A 22856-nucleotide genomic window follows, 5' to 3' on the forward strand; every position below is an offset into this window, starting at 1 on the left:
ATCCGAAGGTCGCCGAAACCTGTGGACATATCCTAAATAGAGGCACAGAAATCGCCAAAATAGGCCAGAAGCGGTAATTTCTCTTTTATTAGGGTACTACGACACAAGGAGACCAGATCGAAGCCGCCGTCACGGCGGCCAGGATTGCGAGCAGCAACGGAAACGGTGCTATATTTGCGCCGCTCGCCATGGGTGGAGCAGGGGGGCTGCGTGCATCTGGTTCTCCGGACGAACGATTGGCCCGTTGGTTGGCGGGGATGGAGAGCGCTGTTCTAACGGCGATGCGGCATCTGGATCAGACTGAGGCTTGGACGGTTCAGGCAGAGGCTGAAATGGCGCCACTATCCGGCAAAACCCCTCCCGCCTTACGAGCTCTCTTTGCAGAATGGCCCCTTGTGTCTGCTCCAATGGCTGAGTCCCAGATTGGTTCCAGCCGCGCAGCCGTGCAGCGAAACCTTGCCTTGATGGAGGAAAAGGACTTGGTTCGTGAGGTGACAGGGCTGGGGCGGTTTCGAATGTGGCGGATTGCAACTTAGTATTTGCCTGGAATGTGGGCAGAAACACGCATAAGCGCGCTTATGGCAAATAATGCGCAGGGACCCGCTGTATGTTGTAAAAGCGAATTTTACGTCCCAGCACTTTGTCGATTGTGTTTTAGAGCTAGCTCCATCCATTCGCTTCCAAATTATGGGTGTTTGCATCAACCAGCCATCTATTTGGTCGGTGCGTTGGGTTTCGGGATCACTTTTTGAAATTCAATTCATTGGCGAGCTTTGAGGTTTCTCGTAATTCTGCCAGAGCTTCCTCTCTTTCTTTTATCTCGGCGCGAAGCTTATTTTCGAGGATTTTTGATATCCTTGCCCATTCGCGAAGCTGCGCTCTTGAGCCCCTGTTTTTATATATTTCTAACCAAACTCTTATATCTTCAAGCTTCATTCCGAACCGACGACCTCGCAAGATCAGCTTGAACCGCGCGATCTGTTTGCGATCATAACTTCGTTCACGCCCTTGTAGCGTGGGTTTGAGAAGTTCGAGATATTCGTAATACCGCAGGGTTCGGGGGGTGACGTCGAATTTCCCGACCATCTCTTTGAAGGTGAGCGTTTCGTCATCGGACTTGTTCATGGCGTCACTCCGTTCTGATATATGGTCGTGTTAGCGTCTCGTCGTCTAATCCTAACGTGAACTGGCGAATAACCCTTTGCTGGTTTTTCGATATGCGGACGGCGAATCCCCTGAAACCCGCCGGAAAAATCGCGACAGGCTGGCAGTTTCCGAAAAACCGAGGCGATCTGCAACTTCAGCCAGCGGTAACTCGGATGTATCAAGAAGCTCCCGTGCGCGGCGCAAGCGCACGCTATCGATAATCTGGCGATAGCTCATCGACTGACTGGCAAGTTTTCGATGTAAAGAGCGTTCTGACAAATGAAGCGTTTCGGCCACTTCCGGCGCATTGGGAAAAACGCCGCGCACCTGCATCAACACCTGATAAACCGAATTTGCTGTTCCGGTATGCTTGGGGCCGGTTTCAAGCATATTCTCGCACAAAACACGATAGTTTACCGCAAGAAGGGCATTCGCCAGCGGCAGTTTCAGCGCGCCTGTTCCAGGATGAAAGTGAATGCAACTGCGCGGTGCGCGATACACGATTTCGGTTTGCCAGCGCGCTTCTAGGTTCATCCAGCCTTTCGGGCGGTCCAACGGGCATTCGATCAGACGGATGGGCAGGTTTTCTTGACGCAGGTCCCGGAAGAAGGTCGGGCCGGACCCAAGCAGCCGTTCATGAACAAAATCCAGAAGATCGGGCGGTACATACTGGTCGTCGGCAACAAACCCTGTTGCAAAACCTTCATCGTCCTCTGTGATGTCATATGCCAGCAGTGCGTATCCCAGCCCCTGCATTTGCGTGAAAACCCTCAGCCCCGCTGTCACATTCTCTGAAACTAGCGTGGCAAGCCCGATAGGGCCATACGAGATCAGGCTGTAACGCAGACCGGTGACAAAAGCGACACCTTCAATATGCGCTGTACTCCGGCAAAAGGCACGCAGGAATGTGAGTTCCTGAATACCGTCCAGCGTGCCCCATGGATCCGAGAGAAGGCTGAGCTGCAAACCTGCTTCTTTGAGCAATGGGTCAGGATCAATGCCGTGTTCGATCAGCACGTCACACATGAACTGGATGCTATGTTTGGGAAGACGCAGGTTTTGGAGCAAGCCCACCTTCATGACGATGACCTCAAAATTCTACTGATGGGTAAATAATATCGATTTGGCAGAAAATGTCAAATTTGTGGCGTTTTCGGACATTCCCTGCCAGTCCTAACCCTGCGATGCTTGATGCAAGAGATGGGGGAGGGTTAGGGACACGGTCGCGATCAGATGCACTTTTGCGCCATTTGCAAATCCATGATTTGTTACCGCCCGATTGCTGATCCGACGTATGATAAAACCCGCCAAACTTGCTGATAGTATTCTGCTTTTCCGGGAACGATTTATCCCGGGCAGCGCATCATTCGCCTTGCAGGAGAAACTTCTTGGGGCGTGAAACCGGGAGGAAAACTATGAAACGTCGGAATTTTCTACGCAGCGCCGGGGCGCTAACTTTGGCCAGTACCTTGCCTGCGCCAATGGTTCTGCGGGCCGCAACGCCCGAAGATTATCACATTGCGGGCATTCTGTCTTTCTCGGGCGCATACGGCTTGATCGGCAATGACATGCGCAAAGGCGCGGAACTTGCCGTGGCCATGCGGGGTGGCGAATTGTTGGGCAAAAAAGTCCGCTTCAGCTGGGAAGACGATGAAACCAAACCCCAGCCCGCCGTACAAAAAGCAAGCCGGCTGTTGGCGGAAGGCACGCAATTGATGTTTGGCGCGGTCAGCTCAGCGTCGACTCTGGCACTGCAAAGCCTGTCCACACAGCGCAAGGTGCCGCATCTGGTCACGATTTCCGCAGACGACAGCATTACCAAGATGGACGGTGCGCGTTACTCATTCCGTACGTCCAACACGTTGGCCATGGAAATGAACATGTGTGTTGAATTCGTAAAGAAACGCGGGATCAAGAGAGTATACGCGGTCACGGCTGATTATCAGGCCACGCGCAGCGCCTTTGACGACTTTGCCGCAAAAGCAAAAGCCGCCGGTGTCGAGATCGTCGGGAATGACTTTGCCCCGCTTGGCAACCGCGACTTTTCGGTCATCATCGACAAGATGGCGCGTTCGGACGCCGATGGTATTCTGGTTGTGGCAACGGGCAATGACGGCGTCACCTTCTGCAAGCAGGCAGGTCAGGTTGGGATGGGTCAGAACAAAGTGCTGTTCGGCCCCGTGCTTCAGGATGAAATCTTTGCAGCCGCGACAGGCGAGGCCGCATTGGGCGTGAACTCCGGCGTGCGTTATCACTTCTCGCTCGACAATCCGGCAAACGCCGAATTCGTGACGGCCTACCGTGACGCAAACGGTGACTACCCTTCGGCCTTCGCGGGCGAGGCATTTGACGGTCTTCGCTGGTGGATGGATGTCATCGAAGCGACTGACAGCTGGGATGTGGAAACCTGGGTCGATGCATTTGAAACATCGGTCTATGAAAATTCGGTCGAAGGGCGCAAGGAAATGCGCGCTTGTGACCATCAGGCCAAACAGGTCGGTCTTTGGGGTGAAGTTGTGAAGGGCGAGGCACCATTGCCGGACCTCACCATGAAAATCACCGAAGAGTTTTCGGCAAATAGCCTGTTTAGCGACTGTTAATCGATCCTCCCTGAACTGGGCGGCGCTGTTCCCTCGCGACATGCGTCGCCCGCTTTTTTGGGGTGAAACTGAGGAACCCTGAATATGTCCATTATCGTGATCGGGCTGAGTCTCAGCTTTCTGCTGTTTCTGCTGGCAGCGGGCTTGACCCTTATTTTTGGCATGTTGGGGGTGATCAACTTTGCCCATGGCGCGCTTTATATGCTTGGCGCGTTTGTCGGGTATCAAATTGTTCATATGACCGGATCGTTCTGGTTGGGACTGCTGTTTGCGCCGCTGATCGTCGCCTGTGTTGGTGCGCTGATCGAAATTTTGGCGCTGAAACAGGTCTATGACCGCGACCACATTTTTCAGCTTTTACTCACTTTCGGATTCATTCTGGTCATCGACGACGCGACAAAGATGATCTGGGGATTTGACTATAAGCAAGTGCCGACACCAGAAATCTTCATGGCACCGATTTCCATGTTTGGCAGTCAAATACCGTCATACCGGCTTTTTGTAATCGGTTTTGGTGCAGCGGTTTCTCTGGCACTGTTCTTGCTGCTGGACCGTAGCAAATGGGGCATGATTATTCGCGCCGCCAGTTCCGATCCGGAAATGGCTCAGACACTCGGTGTAAATGTAAACCGGGTTCGCACCGGCGTCTTTGCGCTTGGTGCGTATCTTGCGGCTCTTGGTGGCGTGGTTAGCGCACCGTTGGTGCCGATCGAACTGGGCATGGGATTCAGCGTTATCATCGACTGTTTTGTCGTGGTGATCATCGGCGGGCTTGGGAACATTCGCGGCGCAATCCTTGCGTCGTTGCTGTTGGGCATGACGCGGGCGGCCGGATATACCTACGCAACTGAATGGGTCGAACTACTTACCTTTGCCCTGTTGATCGGAACGCTGATGTTCCGGCCTGCGGGCTTGTTTAGCACAAAGGGGCGTTCGGCATGACACGCAGGATTATCGGTCAGGCCCTGATGGGCATTATTATCGCAGTTATGATTATCGTTCCGTTTTTTGTGCAGGATGAGCAATGGGTGAACCTTGTCAGCCTGATCCTGATCTGGGCCTTGTTCGCAATCGGCTTTGATCTGGTCTTCGGGGTGACAGGTATGCTGTCATTCGGCCATGCGGCGTTGTTCGGGGCAGGGGGTTATGCGCTCACAATCCTCACCCTCAGCTATGGCGTCGGTTTTATACCGGGCCTTTTTGCAGCGGCGATTGTCGGAGCGGTGCTGGCTTACCTGATGGGGCTTTTTGCGCTTCGGGTTTCGGGGCTTTTTTTTGCACTGCTGACACTGGCCCTGGCGCAGATGATGTACATCCTTGCGTCCAACAAGCTGCGCGCAATCACCGGCGGATTGGACGGTATTCCAGGCGTGCCGCGGCCTGACTTGTTCGGGATCAATTTCTACGACAACCACAACTATTATGGGTTTATCGTGGCGGTTTTCCTGATCGGACTGGCGCTGATGGCATTGCTGCGTGGGTCGCCATTCGGGCGGGCATTGCGCGCGGTACAGGCGAACGACGTGCGCGCCGCGCAACTCGGATACAACGTCCATAGCTTGCGCCAATCGGCGTTTATCGTTTCGGGTGCGTATGCAGGTGTTGCAGGAGCCCTGCTGGCATCGTTGATCTTCTACATCTCTCCGCAAATGCTGCATTGGTCCACATCGGGCGACGTTTTGATCATGACCGTGCTGGGCGGCAAAGGCACATTGCTAGGTCCGATTCTTGGCGTGGCCTTGTTTGAATTACTGAAAGAAGAACTGAGCCAAATCACCCAATATTGGTACGGCATCCTTGGTCTGGTGTTCATTTTTGCCACCATCTTCCTACGCAACGGTATTGCCGGAATGTTCCAAGGTGATCAGGACGAAGGAGACATGCAATGACTGCCGGATCATTGAGTTGCAACGATATTCAGGTCTCCTTCAGCGGGTTGAAAGCTGTCAACGGTGTGACGTTCGACTTCCAGCCGGGTCAGCTTTACGGGATTATCGGACCTAACGGTGCGGGCAAGACCACGTTGATGAATGCGCTTTCGGGTCATGCCAAGCTAAGCGGTGGTCAAGTGATGCTGGACGGGCGCGATGTAACGGGCCTGTCGGTGCATAAACGGACCCGCATCGGTCTGGGCCGCAGTTTCCAGATCACCAAGATCTTCGCCGGCATGTCGGTGCTTGAGAACCTTCAACTTGCTGCTTTTGCGCATCTGTACAGGTTGCAGCCCTTCTGGCTTCCGGCGGGCCGCTTTCCTGCAGTCAGGGAACGGGCCGAAAGCGTTCTCGAAGAGATCGGCCTGACGGTGATGGCGCACCGCCCCGCCGAAACCTTGTCTCACGGCGATCAACGCGCATTGGAAGTCGGGCTGGCATTGCTGAGCAACCCATCGGTCCTGTTGCTCGATGAACCATTGGCCGGTGTTGGACATGACCAGATCGGGCCTGCGATGGAGCTGATAAAACGGATCGTCAAGGGCCGCACCGTGCTGCTGATCGAACACAACATGGACGTTGTAATGCGGGTCTCCAGTGCTTTGGTCGTGATGGTTCAAGGGCAAATTCTGGCGTCTGGCAGCCCTGAAGAAATCCGCGCAAACGCCGAGGTGCGAGCGGCTTATCTGGGAGAAGAGGAATGAAGCTGCTTGCGTTGGAAAGCTGCAATGTCACTTATGGCAAGGCGCAGGCGTTGCATAGCGTGTCGATCGAAGTCGCACAGGGCGAAGTTGTTTCGCTGATCGGGCGCAATGGCGCAGGCAAAAGCACCATTCTCAAGACGATCATCGGTTTAAAGCAACCGGTTTCAGGGCGCAGAGTCTGGAAAGGGGACGACGTTACCGCGCGACTCCCGAACCAACTGGGCCGTCTGGGCATTGGGTATGTCCCCGAAGACAGGCGCATTTTTGACAATCTGACAGTGCATGAAAACCTGCGCATCGCAACCGTCATGGGACGCACTGGCGCATGGACCGAAACCCGGATTTTTGAAATGTTTCCGGTGCTGCTTGATCGCGCGTCACAGGCGGGAAACACGCTTTCGGGCGGCGAACAGCAAATGCTGGCGATTTCGCGCGCGCTTTTGACTAATCCGGAACTGTTGCTGCTGGACGAACCGACTGAAGGCCTTGCCCCGCTGATCGTTGATGAATTGGTCGATTCGATGCGGCGGATCAACGAAGAAGGTATGACGCTTTTGCTGGTTGAACAGAACCTGCGCGTGCCGATGAAATTGGCCCATCGACAGTACGTTGTCGACAACGGGACCGTCCAGTGGAGCGGCACGACAGCAGATTTGCTGGCCAACCGCGAAGAGATCGAAAAGCTCATCAGTGTATGAGTTCAGACTGGCAAGGCGGGAAAATCCCGGAAACCAAGATAGGAAACCGTTATGCGTGTGATCGATTTCTTCGACAGGGGTGTCGCAATCAACCCTAACGTGATCGCTTTGGAAGATGCTAAAATCGGCCGGAGTTACGGCGAAGTTCAGGAACGCACATATCGTTTCGCCAATGCCATCACTGCCGAAGGGTACGGACGCGACAAGATGGCCGGCGTTTACAGCCCCAACTGCGTGAGCGGCCTTGAAGTTATGCTGGGCTTGTTTCGTGCCGGCACGATCTGGGTTCCCGTCAATGCCAAGAACGGCGTAGAAGAAAACGCGTATATCCTGGATCATAATGATGTGGAGATTCTGTTTTATCACAGCGATCTTGCACCGGCGCTGGAACAATTGCGTGAACTTTGCCCAAAGATACAAAAATTCATCTGTCTGGATAAACAAGACGGCGCGGCACCATGGCTGGAAGACTGGATGGCCGCGGCCCCTTCAACCGATCCCGATGTGCCGCTTGGCCCTGATGATCTTGTCGGAATTTTATCCTCTGGTGGGACAACGGGGCGGCCCAAGGGGATCATGCTGACGCAGTTGAACTGGACCACGCTAATCGCGAACTATTATGCCAGTTTTGATGCCGGACCTGACCCTGTGCATTTGCTGATCACGCCTATGACCCACGCGTCAGGGGTGCTTGCCATTGCGTTGATGGCCGCTGGTGCGCGCAGCGTCATCCTGCCGGGATTTGATGCCGCCAACGTTCTAGACACAATTGAAAGCGAGGGAGTGACCCATCTGTTCCTGCCGCCGACCGCCGTTTACATGCTGTTGTCGCAACCGGAAGTTGCGCAACGTAGCTTTCCGTCATTGCGGTTCTTTCTTTATGCCGCCGCACCTATGGCCATTGACAAGCTGCGCCAATGCCTGAAGATTTTTGGGCCGGTCATGGCGCAGTGTTTCGGACAAGCAGAATCGCCGATGTTCTGCGCGCTGCTGACGGCAGAGGATCACAATGTTATCGGAGATCCGGCCCGCGAACACCGGCTTGCAAGTTGCGGCAGGCCCGCACTTTTGACACCGATGGCGATCATGGATGATGACGGTAACATTATGCCGCGTGGTGAGCATGGTGAAATTGTTGTGCGCGGAAATCTGGTGATGAAGGGGTATTACAAAAACCCCGAAGCAACCGCAGAGGTTTCCCAGTTCGGTTGGCACCATACCGGCGACATCGGGTATCTGGATGACGAGGGTTACCTTTATATCGTGGACCGCAAGAAAGACATGATCATTTCGGGCGGCTTCAACGTTTATCCCTCGGAAGTCGAGCAGGTGATCTGGTCGCATCCTGCCGTGCAGGATTGCGCGGTGATCGGTGTGCCTGACGAAAAATGGGGTGAAGCGATCAAGGCGGTGATCGAACTCAAACCCGATGCAACGGTGGAACCCGAAGCAATCATTGCATTGTGCAAGGAAAACCTTGGCAGCGTAAAGGCCCCCAAAACGGTTGACTTCTGGGATGAACTGCCGCGCAGCCCCGTTGGGAAAGTGCGCAAAAAGGACATCAGGGATACGTTCTGGCAGGGGCAAGCGCGCAGAATTTAGGGAGCAGAATTATGAACATCGCGTACATTTTGACACAGTCCGCGCGCGCCTATTGCGATCGACCTGCCGTCTGCTTGGGGTTGTCGACGTTCAGCACCTACACCCAATTACAGGACCGCAGCGCGGCCTTGGCCGCTGCGCTGAAACAGCGCAATCTGGTAAAAGGTGACCGTGTTCTGATCTTCATGGGCAACCGGCCCGAATATATCGAGATCCTGTTTGCCATCTGGACTGCCGGATGTGTTGCCGTTCCGTTGAATGCCAAACTGCACCCTAACGAAGTGACCTATATCCATGCTAACTGTGATGCCGCACTTGCCTTTACCGACCGGCCGGAAGACGTCGAAGGGTTTTCAGCAGTCATTGCGGTCGGTGGACCGGAATATAATGCGGCGTTACAAGCGTCAGCGGATTTGCAGCCTGCACACGCTGCGCAAACCGATCCGGCATGGATTTTTTATACCAGCGGCACGACGGGCCGCCCGAAAGGGGCGATACTGACCCACCGCAACCTCTGGACCATGACCACGAGTTTTCTGGCCGATATGTGTCCGGTTACGGAAATGTCGGCGGCGCTGCATCCGGCACCGCTGTCTCATGCGGCAGGGCTGTTTATGCTACCGTTTGCGCAGCGGGGCGCGGCGAATGTTGTGCCGCAAAGCGGTGGATTCGATCCGCATGAAATCGTGACGTTGCTGCATGAATATCCCCATTCATCTTTTTTTGTCGCACCCACGATGCTGACGCGTCTGACGGCCTGTCCTGCGCTTGACACGGCGGCCATCGAAAACCTTGATCTGTTGTTCTGCGGCGGTGCGCCGATTTATGTCGCAGACCTGCGCCGGGCGATGGCGCTGTTGGGCAACCGCATCTGGATCGGATACGGACAAGGCGAGGCACCATGTACGATCACTTATCTACCACCGCATATATTGAGCTGGGAAATTCCGGATAGTTGGCTGGGATCCGTCGGCATTCCACGCACCGGCGTCACGGTCTGTGTGGTGGATGAAACAGGCACACAATGCCCCCCAGATGTCGCGGGCGAAGTGATCGTCAGTGGCGATGTGGTGATGGCGGGATACTGGGGCAATGAAACGGCAACGGCGTCAGCCTTGCGGGACGGCTGGCTCCATACCGGCGACATTGGCAGCGTGGACGCCCACGGTTTCCTGACGCTCAAGGACCGGTCCAAGGACGTGATCATTTCTGGCGGGTCAAATATTTATCCGCGCGAGGTCGAAGAGGTGCTGCTGCGTCATTCCGGCGTGGTCGAAACTAATGTTGTTGGCCGCGAGGAGGCCGAATGGGGCGAGGAAGTCATCGCGTTTGTCGTGGCAGAGCCGGGCGTGACCGCACAGGCGCTGGACCGTTTTTGTCTGGATAACATAGCGCGGTTCAAGCGACCCAAGGCCTATTGCTTTGTTCTCGAACTGCCCAAAAGCAGCTACGGCAAAATACTTAAGACAGAGTTGCGCCAGATGCTGACCGACCCCGATACACAATTCGAAAAACCATAAAAAAGGAGACCCAAAATGACTGCCATTATTGCCGGTGTCGGCATGATCCCTTTTGCAAAACCGGGCGCATCGGCACCTTACGACGAGATGGGCGAGGTGGCGATCCGTCTTGCACTGGATGACGCCGGTATCGCGTTCGAAGACGTGCAACAGGCCTATGCCAGCTATGTTTACGGCGACAGCACAAGCGGGCAGCGTGTGATTTACCGCGTGGGCATGACGGGCATCCCGATTATCAACGTGAACAACAATTGTTCGAGCGGTTCAACAGCGCTTTTCCTCGCACGGCAGGCTGTCGAAAGCGGTGTGGCAGAATGTGTGCTGGCGGTGGGTTTTGAACAGATGGCCCCCGGTGCGTTGGGTGTTGTCTTTCCCGATCGCCCGTCACCGCTGGCGGAATTTGATGCCGCCACGGACCGGCTGATAGGGGACGTCGATCTGCCGATGACGCTTCGGTATTTCGGCGGTGCGGGCAAGGCGCATATGGAACGATTTGGTACGAAGATGGAGACATTCGCCAAAATTCGGGCCAAGGCTAGCCGCCATGCCGCGAACAACCCACTCTCGGTTTTCCGCAAGGAGATGACCACGCAGGATGTAATGGGTGCGCAGGTGATCTGGCCCGGTGTAATGACACGGCCAATGGCTTGTCCGCCCACCTGCGGCGCTGCGGCGGCGCTTGTGGTGTCCAAAGGGTTCGCTGAAAAAATGGGCCTTGATACAACTGTACAAATCCGCGCGCAGGCAATGACAACGGATAAACTGCTGGACCCTGAAACCGGCGACATGATCGAAGTGGTTGGCGCCAGGCTGAGCCGTGATGCCGCGCGCATGGTCTATGAAAAGGCGGGCGTGGGTCCTGACGATATCGACGTGATCGAATTGCATGACTGTTTCGCGCAGAACGAATTGATTTCCTACGAGGCCCTGGGGCTATGTGCCGAAGGTGATGGCGAAAAGTTGGTCGATGATGGCGACAACACCTTTGGCGGGAAATACGTCACGAACCCGTCTGGTGGTCTGCTGTCAAAGGGGCATCCACTGGGTGCTACGGGGCTGGCACAGTGTTTTGAGTTGACCAACCAACTGCGTGGAAAGGCAGAGAACCGGCAGGTCGATAATGCGCGGCTTGCCCTCCAGCATAACGTTGGGCTGGGCGGTGCGGCGGTTGTTACACTTTATGAAAGGATTACAGCATGACAAAACCACCAATGAGAGATCGTGACGATTTCGGCGTGGCACTTGTCACCGGTGCAGGTTCTGGCATCGGACAGGGGATTGCTTTGCGGCTGGCGGAGTTGGGCGCGAGGGTTGTTGTCACTGATATTGCCGAAACAGGCATAGCCGATACGGTCAAGCAGATCGAAGCGGCAGGTGGTACAGCGCTTGGGCAAAAGCTTGATGTGTCGGATCCGGCATCGGTGAATGCGGCATTTGACGAGACGGAACGCTGGGACAAATGCGTGGATGTGCTGGTGAACAATGCGGGTATCGTCGGGATTAATCCGTTCCTCGATTTTCCTTTGGAAGACTGGAACCGCGTTATGGCTATCAACCTGACAGGCAGCATGTTGTGCGCGCAACTTGCTGCGCGTGAAATGGTTCGTCAGCGATATGGCAGGATCATCAATATCACGTCGGTCAGCGGCATCCGCGCAGGGGTCGGGCGCACGGCTTACGGCACGTCCAAGGCGGCCTTGGTGGGGCTGACACGCCAGATTGCGCTTGAAGTTGCGGCGCATGGCGTCACGGCAAACGCGATTGCACCGGGCGCCATTACAACTCCGCTCACCGAAAGCACCTATACCGAAGAAACTGTTGCGCGCCTGTTGCCGATGATTCCGGCGGGTTACATGGCCGACCCTGCGGATATCGCGGCGGCAGTTGCCTATCTGGGCTCGCCTGATGCGCGATATGTGAACGGTGAAACACTGGTCGTTGATGGTGGATATGTCTGTGGCGGCATGATGCAGACTGGCTCGCTGGATCTGGGCACAAAAAGTTCGTCCTGAACACAAGGTGTCGCGCGGCGAGGCATTTTTTCATGTCGCGCGCATCATCGGGGAACGCACTATCTTGATGTCGCCGGATTGCTGATTCTCCGATCAAATCGGACGGGAGAAACCGACAACCTACAAGCCTATGTAACCTAACGTAAATTAGTTCTTGATTTGATTATATATTTTTGATTACTTACTGGTAAGTAAATAGAAAGACGCACGCATGACTCAAGCGAATGTACTGGTCGAATACCGTGGTCCGGTTGCGTGGCTGACGTTGAACAGGGCCAACAGTCTTAATGCACTTTCTGTCGACCTCATTGGGGAACTGCGCGCCGCGATAAGAGAGATCGCTGTGGCAAAACAGGTGCGCGCAATTGTGCTGACGGCTGCGGGGCGTGCGTTTTGCGCCGGTGCCAATCTGAAGGAAGTCCTCGCTGGTCTGGATGATGCCGATACGCAAAAGGGTGATTTTCTTGACGCTATCGGCGCGACGTTTCAAGCGCTGCGTGATTTGCCGAAACCGGTGATCGGCGGGCTGAATGGCATTACCGTTGCGGGCGGGCTGGAACTCGCGATGTGTTGCGATGTGCTGATTGCGGGCGAGAGCGCCAGAATTGGCGATGCTCATTCGAATTTTGGTGTGTTCCCTGGCGCAGGCGGCGCTGCTGTCTTGCCGTGCCGGATCGGACTCGCAAACGCGAAATACCTCTTGTTTTCGGGCCAAAGTCTACCAGCGCGCGAATTGATGCGCATGGGGCTGGTGCAGGAAGTGGTTGGTGATGACGCGCTTGAAGCGCGGCTGCACGAGTTCAGCCAGTTGCTGGCGACCAAAAGCCCGCTGGTCCTGTCGCAGATGAAGCGGGTAGCCAATGCATCCATCGAAATGACGCAGGTGGAGGCGCTGAAACAGGAACTTGCCGTGCTGCGCGAACATCTGAAATCCAACGATGCGGCCGAAGGACTTGCCGCATTCGGTGAAAAACGAAAGCCGGTTTTCACCGGCACATGAGCGGAGATTGAAATGACAAAAATTTACATTGCCGGGGTCGCGATGACCAAAATGGGACGCCTCGACGGGGCAACGGTAAAGTCGCTGACCTGCGAGGCTGTCGATGGCGCGATGGCGGACGCCGGCATTGGCAAGGATGACATTCAGGCTGCCTACTACGCGAACACAACACAGCGACATCTTGAGGCGCAGTTGATGATCCCGGGCCAGATCACCCTGCGCGAGATGGGATTTGAGGGCATCCCGATGGTAAACGTCGAAAATGCATGTGCCAGCGGGTCAACCGCGTTGAACCTTGCGGCTCAATTTCTCAAAGCAGGCGAGGGTGACGTGGCTTTGGCCGTTGGGGCCGAAAAAATGTGGACAGGTGACAAAGCTAAGATGTTCAGCTTTTTCGATGGCGCGTGGGATGTGTCCACCGTTGAGGAAAATACCGAAAAACTGATGGCGCTGGGCAAAGGCATCGACGTGCCGAATGACACCACTTCGGACAAGCCGTTTTCAGTCTTTATGGCGATTTACGGAGCGTTCGGGCTGGCGCATATGCGCACGTTCGGCACGACCCAAAAACAGATTGCTGCGATTGCAGCAAAGAACCACATGCATTCGGTTGAAAATGAAAAGGCGCAATTCCGCGCGCCTTATACCGTTGACGAAATATTAAGCGCACCACCGATCACTTATCCTTTGACCCTGCCAATGTGCGCCCCGATGAGCGATGGCGGTGCCGCTGCGGTTCTGATGACCGAGGCCGGATTGAAAAAGTTCGGGATCAGCCGGGATCGTGCCATCGAAGTGCGCGCCAGCGTGATCCAGACCGGATCAAACCGCGCGCCGGAGGATTATGAGAACCACCTGACCGCGATTGCGGCACGGCGGGCATATGAAATCGCCGGTATCGGTCCCCAAGACGTATCAGTTGCCGAAGTGCATGACGCAACAGCGGTGGGTGAGTTGATCCAGATCGAAAACCTTGGGCTGTTCCCATTTGGCGAAGGGGGTGCTGCATCCGAGCGCGGTGACACCTCCATCGGCGGGCGGGTGCCGGTGAACCCGTCGGGCGGGCTGGAATGCAAAGGCCACCCGATTGGCGCGACTGGGTTGGGCCAGGTTTACGAACTGGTATCGCAACTGCGCGGTGAATGTGGACCTAGACAGGTCGAAGGTGCGCGGATCGCCATCGCGGAAAATGGCGGCGGTTTGATCGGTATCGAAGAGGCCGTGGCCTCCATCCTTATTCTCGGGCGCTAGGAGCGAAAGATGTTCAAAACCGAAGAGCAGATAATGGCTTGCGATTCCTTGCGCCGGTTTCTGGATGACCAGATCGAACCGGAATACCTGAAGGTTAAGGATGCGCCGTTCGAAAAAGAAGTCATTCAGGGTTTCATGACGCGACTTGCCGAGTTCGGTCTGACATCGGCCCCGCATCCCGAAGAAGCGGGCGGTATGGGGCTGGATTGGACCACCCACCTGATGCTGTTCGAAGAGGTTGGTGTTACGGCAATAGATATCGCGCTGCCCATTCTGATCAACGTGGTGGCAGGTGAGATTCTGCTGAAGCTCGGGTCTGATGAGATTCGCAAAAAATATATCGGTCCGTTGCTTGCCGGTGAAATTACCGCGTCGATGGGCATATCGGAACCAAATGTCGGGTCCGATGTGGCCGCTGTCAAAACCCGAGCGCGGCGGGACGGCGATGACTGGGTGATCAATGGCGAAAAGACCTGGATCACCAATGGTCGCTTTTCGGATTTCCTGATATGCACCTGCGCCACCGATGAGGGCCTGACCCATATTCTAGTGGATCGCAAAGAGCATGGCTATGAAACCCGCGACATCAAAAAAATGGGTCTGAACGCACAATCCACGGCACAGATCTTTCTTGATGACGTGCGTGTGCCGATTGCAAACACGATAGGCGAGGTCGGCCGCGGCTTGCAGCAAACGCTTGTGGTGTTTGAACGGGCGCGCGTTCACATGGCCATGTGGGGAATCTCCCTGGCACGGCGCGCGTTGGAAGAGTCGATCAGATATGCGCAGGAACGCAACCAGCACGGCAAGCAGATAGCGGGTCACCAGCTCATCGCAGACAAGATCGCCGTAATGGCCACAGAGATTGATGCTGCGCGGCTTTTGACCCTCCGTGCCGCTGGCATGATCGACCGCGGCGAACGCTGCGACAAGGAATGTGCCATGGCCAAATGGTACGGCACGGAAATCGCAGTGAACGCAACGCGCCAAGCAGTGCAGATCCACGGTGGCAATGGTGTCACCACCGATTTTATCGTCGAACGGCTGGCGCGCGAGGCCATTATCGGGCCGATCCCGGACGGGACTACAGAAATACAAAAATTGCTGATCGCACGGACGCTTACCGGCGTGCAGGCATTCAAATAGGAGCGGTCATGGAAATCGAAGGCAAGACAATCATCGTCACCGGCGGGGCATCGGGTCTTGGCGCGGCGACGGCGAAATATCTGCGAGCACGCGGTGCCAAGATTGGTATTTTCGATATGTCGCAGGGCGCTGGCGATGCGCTGGTCAAGGAACTGGGTGCTTCAAACGCAATGTTCTGCAACGTCGATGTGACCGACGATGAAGGCGTGGACGCGGCAGTTGACGCCGTGGTTTCAAAATTCGGTGCGCTGCATGGGTGCATCAACTGCGCCGGGGTCGTCAGCCCGATGAAAGTGATCGACCGTGACGGCAAGGCCGCGTCGCTCGACACATTCCGCCGCACGGTTGATATCAATCTTGTCGGCACATTCAACGTAATGAGCAAAGCTGTTCAGCGGATGTTGTTGAATGAACCCGAAAACGGCGAAGAGCGCGGTGTTGTTGTCAACGTCTCCTCTGGTGCTGCGATGGAAGGGCAAATCGGCCAGCCGGCTTATTCGTCGTCAAAGGCGGGGGTGATGGGCCTTAACCTGCCTGCCGCGCGCGAACTGGGTGCCAAGGGCATTCGCGTCAACGCGATTGCACCCGGCCTGTTCGGCACGCCGATGGTCATGTCGCTGCCCGACAACGTGATCGCAAACCTCGAAGCCTCTGTCGAAGCGCCCAAGCGTGTCGGCCGGATGGAAGAATTCGCTCATTGCTGCGCCTTTCTGATCGAGAATTCATATATGAACGGCGAAACCGTGCGGCTTGATGCTGCCACGCGCCTGCAGGCGAGATAGGGCGATGCTGCAACGCTCAGGTCCCCTCAAAGGTGTACGCATTGTTGAAATGGCAGGTCTTGGCCCTGCGCCGTTTGCTGCGATGCATCTGGCTGATCTGGGCGCTGAAGTGGTGCGCATCGCGCGGCCCGGTCAGAAATTTCCGTTGCCGATTGATGCGAAATACAATCTGTTCAACCGCTCGCGCCGCAGCCTGACACTTGACCTGACAAAGGCCAGAGATGTCGACCGGCTCTGGCAGTTGATCGAACGTGCCGAGGTGCTGATCGAAGGGTTCAGGCCGGGCAAAATGGAAAAGCTGGGATTTGGTCCGGAACAGGTGCAGGCGCGCAATCCGGCCTTGGTCTATGGCCGATTGACCGGATGGGGACAGGAAGGGCCGCTGGCACATGCAGCGGGCCACGACATGAATTATGCCGCCATAACCGGTGCGGTTTGGGGTTTGGGCGATGCGGACCGCCCGCCACCTGCACCGATGAACCTGATCGCGGATCAGGGCGGCGGCGCGATGATGCTGAACGTTGGTATCCTTGCAGCCCTGACTCATGCGCGCGCCACGGGGCAGGGGCAGGTGGTCGATACGGCCATGACGGACGGGGTTAACCTGCTGATGACCATGCAGCACGGGTTGGTCGCATGTGGCGCTTGGTCTGATAAACGGTCTGGCGATTTTATCAACGGCGGCGTTGCGTGGTATCGTTGTTACGAAACGGGCGATGGCAAATATGTGTCCGTTGGATGTCTCGAACCGCAATTTTTTGCCGAACTTCTGGCACTTCTGGGCCTCACAGACGATCCGCGCTTTGCCGATCAATACGCACCCACCGCGCAGGCCAGTATGATGGACGCGCTTACGGAGATTTTCCTGACTGCGACCCAACAGGAATGGTGCGATATTCTGGAAGGCAGCGACGCGTGTTTCGCACCTGTGGTTTCTCTGGCTGACGCATCGGATCATGCGCATAATCGCGCCCGGGGCAGCTTTGTCACAGTAGGTGGCATCGAGATGCCGACGCCCGCACCGCGATTCTCGCGAACACAACCCGACACACCGACGACCGGAGATGCGGGAGAAATCAGCCTTGATGAAATCCTTGAACACTGGGGGAACAACGCATGACTGCCTTGTCTTTTGCCGATGCGATGCAGCTTTTTGTGGTCGGCCTGTCACAAGGGTGCCTTTATAGCCTGATCGCGATTGGTCTGGTGCTTGTGTATAAGGCGACTGAGCAGGTGAATTTTGCCCAAGGCGAATTCATGATGCTGGGGGCATTTGTCGGGTATCAGTTCATCGTGCTGATGGGGATGCCCTACTGGCTGGGTGCGATGTTGACATTGGTCTTCATGGGCGCATTCGGCTACGGCGTCGAAGCGCTTGTGGTGCGGCGCCTGACGGGCCAGCCGGTGTTCACTGTCTTTATCCTGACGCTGGCATTGGGTATCGCGCTCAGGGCGGTTGCAGGGATAATTTGGGGGTTTGGCAACTATTCGTTGCCTGCTCCGGTTGATGGCAATCTTACACTGGGCCCAGTGATCATTTCTTGGGCCAGCGTGTTGTCGATTGTTGTCACCGCGGTTGTCGCCAGCGCGCTGTACCTGTTTTTCCGTTACGCTCGGCAGGGTGTCGCCATGCAGGCGTTGTCCCTGAACCAGTTAGCAGCGTTCTACATGGGTATTCCTGTGAAACGGCTGACATCCTCGATCTGGGCAATGTCCGCGATCTTTGGCGGGATTGCCGGACTGCTCCTGGGGCCAATGACGTTGGTTTCGACGCAGATGGGTTTTATCGGGTTCAAGGCATTTGCAGGGGCAATTGTCGGTGGTTTCGGCTCCATCCCCGGTGCGGTGATCGGTTGCTTGCTGATCGGTGTGACGGAACCGTTTTTCGATATCATGTTCCCGACCCTCAAAGGAATTGGTGCCTACTTGATCATGTTCCTTGTGCTGTTGATCCGTCCGCAAGGCCTGCTGGCCCAAATTTATGCAAAGAAGGTCTAAGCCATGCGCGTAATTTTTCGCAAATCCTATGTTCAGGACATCCAGCTTTTCCGCGACCGTGGACAGGCATTCTGGTATCTGCTGTTTGCCGCGATCGCACTGGCCGCGCCGCTGTTTCTGGACGGCTATTTTCTGGATGAACTCTCATTCGTATTCATCTATGCTATCGCGGGTCTCGGGCTAATGGTGCTGACCGGATTTTCCGGGCAGGTGAGTTTCGGACAGGCGGCGTTTGTCGCAATCGGTGCCTACACTCACACGATCCTGCTGACCCGTTACAGCGTGCCGTGGCTTTTGTCGCTGCCGATAGCGGCATTGGTGGCTGGGCTGGTCGGGTTGGCCGTCGGACGGATCTGCGGAAAGATGCACGGGCTGTATCTGGCGATTGCCACGCTTTCGATTGCGATTGTGACCGAACGGCTCATCGGTGGTGCGGGCGATTTCACAGGCGGTCATCGTGGCCTTTCGGTGCCGGAAATCAATATTCTCGGGCTGGCCATCGACGAAAGCTGGAAAGTTTATCTGCTGAATTTTGTCATCTTCGTGGGTTGTATCCTGATCGTTCGCAACCTGACACGCACAAGGTCGGGTCGCGCCATGATTGCGATCCGCGACTCCGAAGTGTCGGCGCGGGCGTTGGGAACCAATGTGGCCTTCTTCAAGGCATATGCGTTCTTCATCTCGGCAGTTTTTGCGGGCCTCGCGGGCGGGCTGCTGGCGCACGCCTTCTTCTACATCACGCCGGAAACCTTCGGAATGGGGGAATCCATCCGTCTGCTGTTGATGATCGTCGTCGGCGGGATCGGAACCATCCACGGCGCGGTTTTTGGGGCGTTCTTTATCGTGCTGCTGCCAACCGTGTTGAGCTGGGTCAAGATCGTGCTGCCCAGTGCAGTCGCCACGTCCGGCGGTTTCGATAGTCTTGCATTCGGTCTGATCCTGCTGGGGTTCATCCTGTTCGAACCTGACGGACTTTATGGACGCTGGACCAAGATCCATCACTATTTCAACGTGTTCCCGATGTACAAGAAGCGCAGTTTCCAGCGTCAGAAGACATTCCTCAAAACGGAGCGTTTAAGATGAACGGGTTGGAGATAGATAACGTATCGCTTTCCTTTGGTGGTTTGAAAGCGGTGGATGGCTTGAGCTTTTCAGTTGAACCGGGGTCGGTGTTCACCATCATTGGCCCCAATGGCGCGGGCAAAAGCACGGTGTTCAACCTCATCTGCCGGATTTACGATCCGTCGCAAGGCGACATCCGGTTCAACGGCAAAAGCCTGCGAAAAGCGAAATCCCATGAGGTAATCAACCACGGCATTGCGCGGACGTTCCAGAATATCGAACTGTTCGAACATGCGTCATTGCTTGATAACTTGCTGATCGGGCGCATCCGTCACGGCAAATTCGGGCCTCTGAGTGAGCTGTTTTTTACCCGTTCGCAGATGCGTCAGGAACTGGCCCACCGCCGCAAAGCCGAAGAAATAATCGAGTTTCTTGATCTCGAAGGCTACCGTCATGCACGGGTTGCGGATTTGCCGTATGGCGTGCGCAAAAAGACCGAAATGGCCCGCGCGTTGGTGTCGGAGCCAAAGATCCTGTTGCTGGACGAACCGTCAAGCGGACTGACCAGCGAGGAAACCGACGATACTGCTTTTGTGATTGAAGATATCCGCGAGGTCCTGGGTGTCACCGTTGTTATGATCGAACACGACATGAAACTGGTGAACAAAGTTTCGGACATGGTGCTGGCCATCAACGAAGGCCGGTTTCTTGCAAGCGGCAGCGCATCCGAAGTTCAAAGCGATCCCGATGTTCAGGCGGCATATCTGGGAGGGCAGGCAGCATGACCGAGGTACTGCGCGCCAGCAACGTCGAAACGATGTATGGCAGGGTGATGGCCATTCGCGGCATCAGCCTGACGGTCAAGGAAGGGTCGGTCGTTACGGTCATGGGCTCCAATGGGGCGGGCAAAACGACGATTTTGAAAACCATCTCCGGCGCGCTTGATCCGTTCAAGGGGCAGGTGGAATTTGAAGGGCGCGATATCACCGCGCTTGACCCAGATGTCATCGCGCGCGTCGGCATCGCCCATTCACCCGAAGGGCGCGAAGTGTTTTCCCTCTTGTCGGTCAAGGACAACCTGATGATGGGTGCCTATTGCCGCAAGGATCGCGATGAAGTGGCGCGTGACTTGGAAAAGGTGCTGGGCTGGTTTCCCGTGCTGCGCACCTTTCTGGAAAAGCAGGCGATCTATCTATCTGGTGGGCAACAACAGATGTTGGCTTTGGGTCGCGCGTTTATGCAGCGTCCGCGCGTGATGTTGCTGGACGAGCCGTCGCTGGGCCTGTCACCGCTCCTGATTTCCGAGATTTTCCAGATCATCAAACGGATCAACGTCGAAGAAGGCGTGACCATGTTGCTGGTTGAACAGAACGCCAGTGTTGCGCTGCCGGCCGCCGATTTCGGGTACGTCCTTGAAACCGGCCGGATCGTTATGGAAGGTGAACGCGACGTTCTCATGAAAAGTGCTGACATTCGCGAATTCTACCTTGGCATCAAAGCAGAAAGTGCGCGCGGCGACCGCCGCTGGAAAGCAAGAAAGACGTGGCGATGAACACAATGCAAGACCAATCCACCGCAGGATGGACGCCGCCGCCGGTCCAGATTGACGGCTGTGACACGTTCTCCAAACTGTTCCGGCAGAACTGCAAGAAGTTCGGCAACAAAATCGCAATCCGCGAAAAGGATTTCGGCATCTGGAAAGAATTCAGCTGGCTGGACTATTACGCATCCGCGCGCAGGGTCGGGTGTTCACTTATGGCGTTGGGCTACCGTGAAGGTGACGTGGCCGCGATCATTAGTGAAGACAACAAGGAGTGGGTGTTTGCCGACCTTGGCATCCAGTGCATCGGGGCCACGACTCACGGGCTATATCCTACTTTGCAGGAAAAGCAAGTTGCCTATCAGTTGAACGATAGCGGAGCGAAGGTGCTATTCGTTGAGGATGAAGAGCAGCTAGATAAGTATCTGGGTGTGGAGGACCAGCTTGATCATCTCGAAAAAGTTATCGTATTTGATATGGAAGGGTTGCGCAGTTTCCAGCATGACAAAGTCATAGGCTGGGAAGAATTTCTCGCACTGTCGGACGCTAAAATCGAAGAACTGAGCGTTGAATTTGAGCGCCGCGTTGATGCGGGCGATCCCGAAGATATCGCAACGCTGATCTATACGTCCGGCACAACCGGTGCTCCCAAAGGTGCCGCGATGTCGCACCGCTTCTTTCTAGCGCAATCGGATAATTACCCCGAATTGCCGCTCGGACCGGGCGATGAAGTTTTGACGTTCCTGCCGCTGTGTCACGCGGCCGAACGGATCCTGTCTGTCTGCGTGCCGATCCGTCACGGCATAACCATCAACATCGCGGAAAGCGGCGATACATTTGCCGCTGACATTCAGGAAGTCGCGCCAACATTCATCTTTGCGGTGCCGCGCGTGTGGGAAAAATTCTATTCCCGTATCAATTTTGTGATGAATGATGCCACCGCATTTGGCCGGTTTGCCTATGACCAAGCCCTGAAAACGGCTGGACGCAGGGAGGCATTGATTGCTGCGGGAAAATCTGTGCCGACGATGCTTAGGCTTAGGCATAAGGTGCTGGACTTTCTGGTGCTTCGAAATATCAGGGTCGAACTGGGACTGGCGCGCGCGCATACGATCGTATCGGGTGCGGCACCGATTTCAGCCCGACTGCTCAGCTGGTTCAATGCCCTTGGGGTGACAGTACAAGAGGCATATGGCCAGACCGAAACCGGCATTGTGACTGCAACCATACCGGGCAGATCACCGATCGGTTCCATCGGCCGGGCAATGCGCAATGTCGAAGCGAAACTGGCCGATGACGGTGAAATCCTCATTCGCTCATCCAGCAATTTTTCGGGTTATCTGAACCAGCCTGAAAAGACGGCGGAAACCGTGGTCGATGGCTGGGTCTATACGGGTGATGTTGGGACGATGGATGCCAATGGTGACCTAACTATTCTGGACCGCAAGAAGGACATCATCATCACCGCAGGCGGCAAGAACATTACGCCTTCGCAGTTGGAAAACGAGCTCAAATTCTCGCCCTATATTTCTGATGCGGTGATCATCGGGGACAAGCGCAAATACCTGAGCGTGCTGATCATGATCGACCACGAAAACGTTGAAAAATACGCGCAGGAAAAGCGTATCCCGTTTTCCAACTACAAATCCCTGTGCGCAAACACCCAAATCCAGGACTTGATCGAAGGCGAGGTGGAACAGGCGAACAGCGGTTTCGCGCCGGTCGAGCAGGTAAAGAAATTCCGGCTGATCGACGTACTTTTGACAGCCGAAGACGACGAGCTGACTCCGACGATGAAGCTTAAGCGCAACGAGATCGAGCGCAAATACAAAGACCTGATCGAAACGATGTATTGAAACACCAA

General features: G+C 55.6%; 21 protein-coding genes and 1 pseudogene. 20 read left to right on the forward strand and 2 right to left on the reverse strand.

Annotation, left to right across the window (positions count from 1 at the left end):
- Positions 1 to 92: 92 nt before the first annotated feature.
- Positions 93 to 536: pseudogene (locus tag IEX10_RS18725) on the forward strand (helix-turn-helix domain-containing protein); the annotation flags it as partial.
- Positions 537 to 741: 205 nt separating this feature from the next.
- On the opposite strand, the gene IEX10_RS18730 reads toward IEX10_RS18725, so the two are convergent.
- Both IEX10_RS18730 and IEX10_RS18735 read right to left on the reverse strand, forming a co-directional pair.
- Positions 742 to 1125, reverse strand: a complete 384-nt coding sequence (locus tag IEX10_RS18730) for a MerR family transcriptional regulator (protein ID WP_064223622.1) — start codon at positions 1123 to 1125, stop codon at positions 742 to 744.
- 51 nt (positions 1126 to 1176) lie between these two features.
- A complete protein-coding gene (locus IEX10_RS18735) occupies positions 1177 to 2226 on the reverse strand; it encodes an AraC family transcriptional regulator (RefSeq protein WP_064223623.1) in 1050 nt (349 codons plus the stop codon).
- A gap of 335 nt (positions 2227 to 2561) precedes the next feature.
- Here IEX10_RS18735 and IEX10_RS18740 point away from each other — a divergent pair, with 335 nt between their 5' ends.
- The 19 genes from IEX10_RS18740 to IEX10_RS18830 all read left to right on the forward strand — a co-directional run bounded on the left by IEX10_RS18740 (position 2562) and on the right by IEX10_RS18830 (position 22848).
- Entirely contained in the window at positions 2562 to 3746 is a 1185-nt protein-coding gene (locus IEX10_RS18740) for an ABC transporter substrate-binding protein (protein ID WP_067296557.1), read from the forward strand.
- Positions 3747 to 3830: 84 nt separating this feature from the next.
- Positions 3831 to 4688 carry a branched-chain amino acid ABC transporter permease gene (locus IEX10_RS18745; RefSeq protein ID WP_064223625.1) on the forward strand — a complete coding sequence of 286 codons (858 nt, stop codon included), beginning with the start codon at positions 3831 to 3833 and terminating at the stop codon, positions 4686 to 4688.
- The gene (locus IEX10_RS18750) at positions 4685 to 5635 is read left to right on the forward strand and encodes a branched-chain amino acid ABC transporter permease (protein ID WP_082894733.1); all 951 of its coding nucleotides are present in this window, start codon (positions 4685 to 4687) and stop codon (positions 5633 to 5635) included. Before IEX10_RS18745 ends, IEX10_RS18750 begins: the two co-directional genes overlap by 4 nt.
- Positions 5632 to 6381 (forward strand): ABC transporter ATP-binding protein, encoded by a 750-nt coding sequence (locus IEX10_RS18755; protein WP_064223626.1) that lies wholly within the window; start codon positions 5632 to 5634, stop codon positions 6379 to 6381. The genes IEX10_RS18750 and IEX10_RS18755 overlap by 4 nt, the downstream gene beginning before the upstream one ends.
- Positions 6378 to 7079 (forward strand): ABC transporter ATP-binding protein, encoded by a 702-nt coding sequence (locus IEX10_RS18760; protein ID WP_176832926.1) that lies wholly within the window; start codon positions 6378 to 6380, stop codon positions 7077 to 7079. Before IEX10_RS18755 ends, IEX10_RS18760 begins: the two co-directional genes overlap by 4 nt.
- 51 nt (positions 7080 to 7130) lie before the next feature.
- A complete protein-coding gene (locus IEX10_RS18765) occupies positions 7131 to 8681 on the forward strand; it encodes an AMP-binding protein (RefSeq protein WP_067296559.1) in 1551 nt (516 codons plus the stop codon).
- Positions 8682 to 8692: 11 nt separating this feature from the next.
- On the forward strand, positions 8693 to 10201 hold the full coding sequence (locus IEX10_RS18770; RefSeq protein ID WP_074647007.1) for a class I adenylate-forming enzyme family protein: 1509 nt from the start codon (positions 8693 to 8695) through the stop codon (positions 10199 to 10201).
- 15 nt (positions 10202 to 10216) lie between these two features.
- Complete coding sequence (locus tag IEX10_RS18775; protein ID WP_009808028.1) at positions 10217 to 11401, forward strand: lipid-transfer protein; 1185 nt, start codon at positions 10217 to 10219, stop codon at positions 11399 to 11401.
- Positions 11398 to 12213: an SDR family NAD(P)-dependent oxidoreductase gene (locus tag IEX10_RS18780; protein WP_229678646.1), complete on the forward strand. Its 816-nt coding sequence runs from the start codon at positions 11398 to 11400 to the stop codon at positions 12211 to 12213. The genes IEX10_RS18775 and IEX10_RS18780 overlap by 4 nt, the downstream gene beginning before the upstream one ends.
- Before the next feature lie 211 nt (positions 12214 to 12424).
- Entirely contained in the window at positions 12425 to 13213 is a 789-nt protein-coding gene (locus tag IEX10_RS18785) for an enoyl-CoA hydratase/isomerase family protein (RefSeq protein WP_009808030.1), read from the forward strand.
- A gap of 12 nt (positions 13214 to 13225) precedes the next feature.
- Complete coding sequence (locus IEX10_RS18790) at positions 13226 to 14464, forward strand: thiolase family protein (protein ID WP_009808031.1); 1239 nt, start codon at positions 13226 to 13228, stop codon at positions 14462 to 14464.
- Between the two features lie 9 nt (positions 14465 to 14473).
- Positions 14474 to 15610 carry an acyl-CoA dehydrogenase family protein gene (locus tag IEX10_RS18795; protein ID WP_009808032.1) on the forward strand — a complete coding sequence of 379 codons (1137 nt, stop codon included), beginning with the start codon at positions 14474 to 14476 and terminating at the stop codon, positions 15608 to 15610.
- 8 nt (positions 15611 to 15618) lie between these two features.
- A complete protein-coding gene (locus IEX10_RS18800) occupies positions 15619 to 16392 on the forward strand; it encodes an SDR family NAD(P)-dependent oxidoreductase (RefSeq protein WP_009808033.1) in 774 nt (257 codons plus the stop codon).
- Between the two features lie 4 nt (positions 16393 to 16396).
- The gene (locus IEX10_RS18805; RefSeq protein ID WP_009808034.1) at positions 16397 to 17512 is read left to right on the forward strand and encodes a CaiB/BaiF CoA transferase family protein; all 1116 of its coding nucleotides are present in this window, start codon (positions 16397 to 16399) and stop codon (positions 17510 to 17512) included.
- The gene (locus IEX10_RS18810; protein ID WP_009808035.1) at positions 17509 to 18390 is read left to right on the forward strand and encodes a branched-chain amino acid ABC transporter permease; all 882 of its coding nucleotides are present in this window, start codon (positions 17509 to 17511) and stop codon (positions 18388 to 18390) included. The genes IEX10_RS18805 and IEX10_RS18810 overlap by 4 nt, the downstream gene beginning before the upstream one ends.
- Positions 18391 to 18393: 3 nt before the next feature.
- A complete protein-coding gene (locus tag IEX10_RS18815; RefSeq protein WP_009808036.1) occupies positions 18394 to 19473 on the forward strand; it encodes a branched-chain amino acid ABC transporter permease in 1080 nt (359 codons plus the stop codon).
- Positions 19470 to 20237 (forward strand): ABC transporter ATP-binding protein, encoded by a 768-nt coding sequence (locus IEX10_RS18820; protein ID WP_009808037.1) that lies wholly within the window; start codon positions 19470 to 19472, stop codon positions 20235 to 20237. Before IEX10_RS18815 ends, IEX10_RS18820 begins: the two co-directional genes overlap by 4 nt.
- Positions 20234 to 21004: an ABC transporter ATP-binding protein gene (locus IEX10_RS18825; RefSeq protein ID WP_009808038.1), complete on the forward strand. Its 771-nt coding sequence runs from the start codon at positions 20234 to 20236 to the stop codon at positions 21002 to 21004. Before IEX10_RS18820 ends, IEX10_RS18825 begins: the two co-directional genes overlap by 4 nt.
- A complete protein-coding gene (locus tag IEX10_RS18830) occupies positions 21001 to 22848 on the forward strand; it encodes an AMP-dependent synthetase/ligase (protein ID WP_009808039.1) in 1848 nt (615 codons plus the stop codon). Before IEX10_RS18825 ends, IEX10_RS18830 begins: the two co-directional genes overlap by 4 nt.
- The last annotated feature ends 8 nt before the right edge of the window (positions 22849 to 22856 follow it).

The organism is Neptunicoccus cionae (assembly GCF_014643735.1).
Classification (GTDB): domain Bacteria; phylum Pseudomonadota; class Alphaproteobacteria; order Rhodobacterales; family Rhodobacteraceae; genus Amylibacter; species Amylibacter cionae.